At 62.4% G+C, this 7,797-nt stretch carries 8 protein-coding genes; 4 read left to right on the top strand and 4 right to left on the bottom strand.

Features of this window, described 5'->3' with window-relative positions; all coding sequences use genetic code 11:
- Positions 1-270: 270 nt before the first annotated feature.
- Together ACWEVS_RS45685 and ACWEVS_RS45680 are read left to right on the top strand one after the other, a co-directional pair.
- Positions 271-1,341: a hypothetical protein gene (locus tag ACWEVS_RS45685; protein WP_452557455.1), complete on the top strand. Its 1,071-nt coding sequence runs from the start codon at positions 271-273 to the stop codon at positions 1,339-1,341.
- A gap of 2 nt (positions 1,342-1,343) precedes the next feature.
- Positions 1,344-1,820: an NUDIX hydrolase gene (locus ACWEVS_RS45680; protein ID WP_452557453.1), complete on the top strand. Its 477-nt coding sequence runs from the start codon at positions 1,344-1,346 to the stop codon at positions 1,818-1,820.
- Here ACWEVS_RS45680 and ACWEVS_RS45675 read toward each other — a convergent pair.
- From ACWEVS_RS45675 to ACWEVS_RS45660, 4 genes are all read right to left on the bottom strand, one after another.
- Positions 1,784-2,473: a DUF6000 family protein gene (locus tag ACWEVS_RS45675; protein ID WP_452557451.1), complete on the bottom strand. Its 690-nt coding sequence runs from the start codon at positions 2,471-2,473 to the stop codon at positions 1,784-1,786. The genes ACWEVS_RS45680 and ACWEVS_RS45675 overlap by 37 nt on opposite strands.
- Positions 2,474-2,480: 7 nt before the next feature.
- Complete coding sequence (locus tag ACWEVS_RS45670) at positions 2,481-3,062, bottom strand: HD domain-containing protein (RefSeq protein ID WP_452557449.1); 582 nt, start codon at positions 3,060-3,062, stop codon at positions 2,481-2,483.
- Between the two features lie 71 nt (positions 3,063-3,133).
- A complete protein-coding gene (locus tag ACWEVS_RS45665; RefSeq protein ID WP_452557447.1) occupies positions 3,134-3,583 on the bottom strand; it encodes a GntR family transcriptional regulator in 450 nt (149 codons plus the stop codon).
- Between the two features lie 10 nt (positions 3,584-3,593).
- The gene (locus ACWEVS_RS45660) at positions 3,594-3,938 is read right to left on the bottom strand and encodes a hypothetical protein (RefSeq protein ID WP_452557445.1); all 345 of its coding nucleotides are present in this window, start codon (positions 3,936-3,938) and stop codon (positions 3,594-3,596) included.
- A gap of 278 nt (positions 3,939-4,216) precedes the next feature.
- Between ACWEVS_RS45660 and ACWEVS_RS45655 the strand changes: the two genes are divergently transcribed.
- Both ACWEVS_RS45655 and ACWEVS_RS45650 read left to right on the top strand, forming a co-directional pair.
- On the top strand, positions 4,217-4,834 hold the full coding sequence (locus tag ACWEVS_RS45655; RefSeq protein WP_452557443.1) for an XRE family transcriptional regulator: 618 nt from the start codon (positions 4,217-4,219) through the stop codon (positions 4,832-4,834).
- Positions 4,835-5,447: 613 nt separating this feature from the next.
- Positions 5,448-6,806, top strand: coding sequence for an AAA family ATPase (locus ACWEVS_RS45650; RefSeq protein WP_452557441.1), 1,359 nt, complete (start codon positions 5,448-5,450; stop codon positions 6,804-6,806).
- Positions 6,807-7,797 lie beyond the last annotated feature (991 nt).

Here is a 7,797-nt window from a genome sequence, read left to right as displayed (position 1 = left end):
CAGTGAGGTCTCCACGCGCCATGTCGATGGCCTACACGATCGCAGACCAAAGCACAGGCGAATCCCGCTGATCTCAACTCCGTACAGGCCCTAGTTCTCAAGGATGTGTCTCCGGTGTCCCTCGTGTCCCCGAAGGGCCTTTGAACTGGGCAAAGGCATGGCTGGGGGGCCTCGGGGACAGTGCCCCTTCTTGTGACCCCGAGCAGGGCTTCGGACTCAATGACTCCTTCGGGGTGAGGCGCTTCGCGCGTCCCTTGAGCGCTTCGCGTGATGGCTGAAACACTGGTCAGCGGTGGCTGGACAGGCGGCACTCGACAGATCCAGCGGCGGAAGTCGTGGAACCGCACACAGACCGCCCCAAGCGGTCAGGAAGACATGGTCATCGTCCTCGCCGAGGCGGTTTTTCTCGGCTTGCTGGGCCTTCTCATGGTCCTTGACCACATTCACGGCGGTGTCGTCGATGGTGACGATGCGGGCCCTGCCGCTCTTGGCGGAGCCCTCCAGATGCTGCCCCTCGACGACGCACTACGCGACGGGACATGTTCAGGACGTCCGGCTTACGATGTCGAGGTCCCCGGACGTTCTCCCGGAGCAGGTGAGATGGCGAACGAACGGCTACGCGCGGCGCTGCTGGAACGCGGAGTGAGCATCGCGGATCTGGCAGACGCGATTCGGGTCGACCCGAAAACGGTCGAGCGATGGATCACCAAGGGGCGCGAGCCGTACCGTAAACACCGCTTCGCTGTGGCTTCCTACCTGGGCACGGACGAGACGTACCTGTGGCCGGAAGCGCTCACGCGGGATCAGGTGGCGTCGGCGTCCGAAAGCGAGGTCGTGCGCGTCTACCCGCACCGCTGGGCCGTACCGCGGGACGCGTGGGGACGTCTTTTCGCCGAGGCGTCCCAGGAGATCGGCATCCTCGTCTACAGCGGGCTCTTTCTCGCCGACGACGCGGGCATCGTGCGGATGCTCGGTGAGAAGGCCGGCGCCGGTGTACGGGTCCGCATCCTGCTGGGCGACCCGGAGTCCGATGAGGTGGCGCAGCGGGGCGCGGACGAGGGCATCGACGACGGGATGGCGGCGAAGATCCGGAACGTCCTCGTGCTCTACCGGCCGTTGCGCGGGCGGGAGAACGTCGAGATCCGGCTCCACCGGACGGTGCTGTACAACTCGATCTACCGAGCCGACGACCAGTTCCTCGTCAACACCCACGTCTACGGCACGCCGGCCGGGAACGCTCCCGTCTTCCATCTGCGCCGGGTCCATGGCGGCGACATGGTCAACACCTACCTCGACAGCTTCGAGCGGGTGTGGGCCGGGGCCGTCCCGGTAGGCTCCTGAGCATGGGCCGCCGCATCGACTTCTACGACGATCCCGACGCGCCCAAGCCGAACAGCCTCGTCCCGTCGGTGAACGTCGTGGTCACCAACGAGGCTGGGGACGTCCTGATGATCCGGCGCTCCGACAACGACAACTGGGCGGTCCCGGGCGGCGCCATCGACCTGGGCGAGTCGATCCCGGCGGCAGCCGTACGGGAGACCGTCGAGGAGACGGGCATCCTGTGTGAGATCACCGGCCTGGTCGGTACCTACAGCGACCCGCGCCACGTGATCCTCTACACCTCCAACGGCGAAGCCCGGCAGGAGTTCTCGCTCGTCCTCACCGCGCGCGCGGTCAGCGGGGAGCCGACGCCGAGCGACGAGTCGCGCGAAGTTCGATGGGTGCCCCGCGGTGAGGTGGCTGCCCTGAAGATGGATCGGTCGATGCGGATGCGGATCGAGCGCTATCTCTCGGGGCTGTCGTCGCCGTACATCGGCTGAGCCCAGCGCTCCACGAAGAGCCGCCGGCGCGGCAACCACTTCTTCACCGTGCCGGTCATGCAACTCTCGGCGAAGGCGCACAGCTCGTCCACGTACGCCTTGTCCTCAGCAGGATCGACCTCTCGCACCGCCGAGCTCTCCCACAGGCCCCCTGGGGCAAGCAATCGAGCGGCGTGGTTTGTTCCGTGGCGCTCATCAAGGTGGAGGAGAGCGCCCATCGCGTCGTCCTGGTCGTAGCGACAGTCCAGCTGAGGAAGGTACCGATCCAGGTAGGCGGACAGGAGCGCGGCGTCCTGCTCTTCAGCGAACCTGGCCAGTGCGAAGCAGTACGCGCCACCCGCGTAGACCATCTCGCTCTCCAACAGCAGCGTTCCCAACCGTTCCCTGAACCGCGTCCGCCGGTCGAGGCCGATCAGCCAGGCGGCGGTCATCCGGGAGCGCCATTCGAACGCCAGCAGCATGTCAAGGTCATCATCGGTGATCTGCCGTGCATGTCTGGCGAGGGACCGTCCGAACCGGATCAGCTTCCGGTCAGGCAAGTTCATGAAGGAGCCCATGAGATGCCAGTACCGCGGGTACTCGCCTGTCTTCGTGCCGACATAGCGGCGGACGACGGCTACCTGTTTGAGCTCGGACAGGGTCGGTAACCACATGGGGTGATCATGCCGGGATCGTTCGGTCCGGCACACCCCCCGCCTCCACCGCAAGGGCCGCCTCCACCGCCTTGACCGCGGCCAGAATGGAGGGCGTCGAGGTCGCGATCGAGCGAGAGACGAGATGCTCGGGACCGTAGCGCGAGTGGATCTCGGCCAGGCGCTCGGCAACCTCCAGGTGCCGGCCGTCCGGGCCGGTGGTCATGTCGCAGTAGGTCAGCGCCTCCACCAGCTCGGGACGTTCCTCGTCGAACTCCGAGGTGAGCGCGTCGTACAGGTTCCGGTTGAGCGCCTCGTTGACCGCGCAGGAGTGATGCGCCACCAGGCGGCAAAGGGCGTCGTCGGCCTTGATGACGTCGCGCAGGTACCGCGCCCCGTCGAGCGGGTGAAACCCGGTGTCGACCAGGTCGGGCGCGTACCCGATGTCATGCAGGTAGGCGGCGGCGATCAGCGTGTCGGCCTCGTCGCTGAGGATGGGCACCAGGGACGCAGCCCTGCCCGCGACCCCTTGCGTGTGCGCCCAACGCCGGGGCAGTGTCGGCTCCAGCAGGCGTTGGGCCAGGTCACGGGCCCATTCAGCTTGTCCCACAGCGTTCACGATAGCCAGCGGGCACGGGGCCGATCCAGAGGCGAAGCCTGGACGTCCCAGGACGTCTCGGCTCAGCGCCGCACGAACCGGCCCCGCCCATGCTCGGCGACCACCAGGCCCTCGCGTTCCAGTACGGCGAGCGCCTGCCGCACGGTGTTGCGCGAGGCGTCGTAGCGCTGCCGTAACTCGCTCTCACTCGGTACGGCCGCGCCCGGCGCGAGGGCGCCTGTGGTGATCTGGTCGCGTAGGTCGCCGGCGATCGCTTGATAGCGGTACGGCGCGGCCTGGGCGCCTGACACGACGCGTCCCTTGGAGGGGATGGTCACGATCAGGCCCTCGTCCTCCAGGACCGCCAGGCCGCGCCGGGCCGTGTTGCGGGCGACGCCGAACTCGGCGCGCGACTCCGCCTCAGACGGCAGCGCGCTCCCTGCCGGGTACTCACCCGCCACGATGCGCTCCCTGAGCCGGTCGGCGATCTGGGTGTAGACCCGCCCGCCGGTGAGCCATCGCGCTTCCTTCATGGTCACTGGGTCAGGTGCGGTATGCGTTGGCGATCTGGCTGACGTCGACGCTGATTTCCCGCTGCTCGCCGTCGTTCCAGCCGTTCGCGACGACTTCCACCAGGCGCTCGACGGCGGCGAGCAGGCGCAGGCACGTCACCCGCTCGTCCTGCTGGTCACCCCAGTAGAACCAGCAGAACGGCAGGTGCACGAAGACCCGGCGAGTCCGGAACCGGCTGTCGACAACATCCAGGCCGGGCCGGCCGTCTTCGGCGATGACGAGGACTGCCGGGATCGTGCGGGCGCGCAGCTCGTCTCGGAGGGCGGTCAACAGCCGCTCTTGGTAGGCGAGCTGCTGGGGGCGGGTGTTCACCATCAGGGATGTCCCTTCGACGTGGAGCGGCTTGTCCGTCGAGGGTCTCCGGAGGATAGGAACCTCTACACCGCAACTCTGGGACGTCTAGGGACGTCTCGTGTTAGCGTCCCTGGCAAAGAGCGGTTTTGCTTGAGGGGCGGACGAATGAACCACCGCGGTACGCGCTCGCCAACGCCAGGCTCCACCCGACCGATCTCGCTGCGCGCCTGGCCGTGGACCCCAAGACGGTTGAGCGGTGGCTGCAAGGCCGCGTTCCCTATCCACGACACCGCTGGGCCGTGGCCGACGTCCTCCGGGTCGACGAGGCCGATCTTTGGCCAGAGGTGGCCGGCTACCGCCGAACGATCGCCAGCGAGGTCCAGGCGGTGTACCCGCACCGCCATGCCGTACCGCAGGCAGTGTGGCGACAGCACTTCGCCAACGCGGCCAGAGAGATCGACATCCTGACCTACAGCGGACTGTTTCTCGCCGAGGACACCACCGTCATGCTGGCGATCGCTCAGCGGGCCCGCTCAGGGGTGAAAGTGCGGGTGCTCCTCGGCGACCCTGACAGTCCGGAGGTGGCAACCCGCGGAGCGGACGAGCACATCGGACCCGACGTCATGGCCGCCCGGATCAGAAACGCGCTGACGCTCTACCGGCCCCTACGCGACGTACCTGGCGTCGAGGTCCGCCTACACAGCACAGTCCTCTACAACTCCATCTACCGAGCCGACGACCAGCTCCTCGTCAACACCCACGCCTACGGCATCCCAGCCGCCCAGGCTCCCGTCACCCACCTCCAGACCGGAGAGGAGAACGGGCCCGCAGGCATCTATCTCAGCAGCTTCGAACGCGTATGGGCCAACGCCAGGCCGGATCAGAGCAAGGTCGAAACGATCAACGAACGCGCCTGAAAGCAACTTATCTACACGTCATCAAGGTCGCCCGCCTACGGCGCGCGACGCGCGTTGGGGCGGTCGCTGGCCGCGCTGCGGCTCTTCGGCCGGTCGCGGCCCGCACCGCCCCAGGCGCCTGCACAACTTGAACGGCAGACTGCCGAGGTTCCTCGACAGGATGTTGTTGACCCATTCCCAGCAAGAACCGATTTCGGCAGCAGTAGGCTCTGCCATGGGATGCCCCGTCCGAGGTGATCGTCGTGTGGAGGCACGGTGAAGGCGGCATGCGCTGCGATCCTGATCGCGATCCGTCAAGGCAGAGGGACGGGGCTCCAACTCGTATTAGCTATAACCCAACTACGCGATACGCCTGCGGGAACGCTCGTCAGCGTGAGCTGGCCTGAAGCGGCGATACTTGACACTACGTACGCATTAGCACTCCAGCTTCGGCATGCTGGACTGCGTCCAGTCGCCGGGAACACCGTCGGTGAATCTTAGTGCAGGCACTATTTATCAAAAATATGCATCCCAAACAGCGCCGCTGGTCAACGAAGAAGCGGTTTCGCCTCTGGCGCCAAGGGTGTTGTGCTAAGGTGCGATTCGGTAAGGATCTTCCTGCACTTGAGGGCTCATGAGAAACCTGGTCCGCATCCGCGTCACAGCGCTGTTGGGAATGTTTGATCACGAGGTCCATTTCCCTGCAGATCAAGAGATCGCTATCTTGTATGGACCGAATGGCGTAGGGAAGACTAAGCTACTAGAGCTGGTTAATGCCGCTCTGGCGCCAAATCCGAGAAGGCTCGCTGCTATACCGTTCGGGACAGCAACTTTTAGCTTTGATGATGGCTACCGCCTCGTTGTTGAGAAATCCGAACCGAGACGACCATTGAAGGTTCGCGCACGAGCGCTCCACATGATGTCGACTGTATTGTTCAAGCTTTATCAGGGATCGACATTGATAGCCAAGTCGCCACATGACGATCCCCCTGCCGAGCTTGAGCGTCTTTCGGCAATCCTTCCGCCGCGGATCTTGCGTTCGTTGGAGGATCTGGCCGACATAGATGCAGCTGAAGTCGATATCGTCGAGCTACTCGAGAACTACGGTGGTACAATCTCGCCAAGCGTGCTTGAGAGCATCACTATTCCTCCAGAGATCAGAGAGTTCTGTGATAGTGCAGATATACGTCTGATCGAGACACAACGTCTCGTGGTGCACCATCGTCGGCATCGATCGTCGGCTTCAACGCGGACCTCGCCTGAAGAGGCTACCCGTGAGGTTACAGCGCAGGAGTTTGCGTTTGATCTTGCCCAGCGTATCGCGGGTGCCCTGGCGCAAAATTCCCGTACATCACAACAACTAGATAAGGATTTCCCGCGTCAACTTATGCTCGATCCCCTGATCCCGGAAGCGGCCACTCAGGAAGCTATTCGTGGCAAGTATGAGGAGCAGAGCAATCTGCGGAGAAAGCTTGCAGAAGCCTCCCTTATCGATAATACGGATGATCTGCCTCTGCCGTCGCGGAGTTTGCAGGACTGGGAACGCCTTGTTCTGTGGAACTACTTGAGCGATACGGAAAAGAAGCTTGCTACCTTCGAGCCGCTTCTCGAAAGAATTGATCTCCTTAAGGAGATAATAAATTCCAGGTTTCTCTATAAGAGGCTGATCGTCGACAGAGAGAAGGGATTCTACTTCTCTACCGAGAGTGGAAGCGTCGTTGCCCCGCGCCAACTCTCATCCGGGGAACAGCATGAGCTAGTCCTCCTGTATGACCTTCTATTCAATGTCAAGCCAGGCGCTCTTGTATTGATAGATGAACCTGAGATTTCGTTGCACGTAGCTTGGCAGAGACAGTTTCTGTCGGATATTAGTAGAGTCGCCCGCTTGTCCTCGTGTAGATTTATAGTAGCGACGCACTCTCCGCAAATAATGGGAAAATGGGCCTCAGGAGCTATCGCGCTGGCCCCCGACTATAAGCCTGATGAGATTTAACATGCTTGAATGGATCACTGGCGAAACTATATACGCTGAGCTCGTCCTTCAGAAGGGTGCGGACGACCGGACCCTTATGCTGCTAGAGGGGGACACGGACTGCCGATCTCTAGATGGTCACATTGACGAGTCGGCATGCCTTACTATTCCATGCCACGGCAAGGAAAATCTAGTGGTTGCAATGGAGCTAGTCGATAAGTTTAAGCTCGCAGGTATAGTGGCAATTCGGGATCGCGATTGGGTGGGCTACTTAGCGACGCCTACGCTTCCGCCAGGGATATTTCTTACCGATTTCTACGATTTGGATGCGAGTATCGTTCTGTCCGGCGATACTTGCTCGCGCGTCATAATCGGATTTGCTGATCGCCGACAGCTTTCGCAGCACCTCGAGTCATGCGGCGTTTCTAGTCCAAGAGACGTCGCTGTTGCTTACGCTGGCCCGGTTGGTATTCTACGGCTTGAGTCCGATAGGAATGGCCTCATGCTTGCCTTGCGAGACTTTCCTATGAGGCCAGTCACCCATGATAGCTACTCTAGGATTGACCTCCAGAAATTGGTTGAGCTTGCGATCCTTCGATCCGAGGATTGCGATCTAGATGCTCTTGGTATCGTTGAACTGATGGAGCGGCGGCTCGCTGCTGAGGATTCTCTTGCTCACGTATGCTCAGGTCACGATCTTCTATCCGCGCTATCTCTCGTTATGAGAAAGCGGTGGGGGCGCGGAATTAGTGTCGAAGTGCTCGGAGATAGCTTTCGAGGTGCCCTGTCTTGCGAGGATCTTCGGCGAATGAGCTTCTACCGCAAGGTTTCTTCGGCAATAGAATCTAAAGAACCTATCTGGTTGTGCGATACGGATCACAATGGCAGGGCGGAGTGCGCGTAAGCTCTCCGCTGAATGACGTGATCTCAGCGATTTGCTGATAGAGAGTCGTGCTCGAAATGGATGAGGACAAGCGCCGCGCGGGCGATGTCGCCGATTCGGCTGGGGCTG

The organism is Nonomuraea sp. NPDC003754 (genome assembly GCF_053605785.1).
Note: the sequence above shows the minus strand (reverse complement) of the source record. Positions and strands in the feature narration are given on the sequence as shown.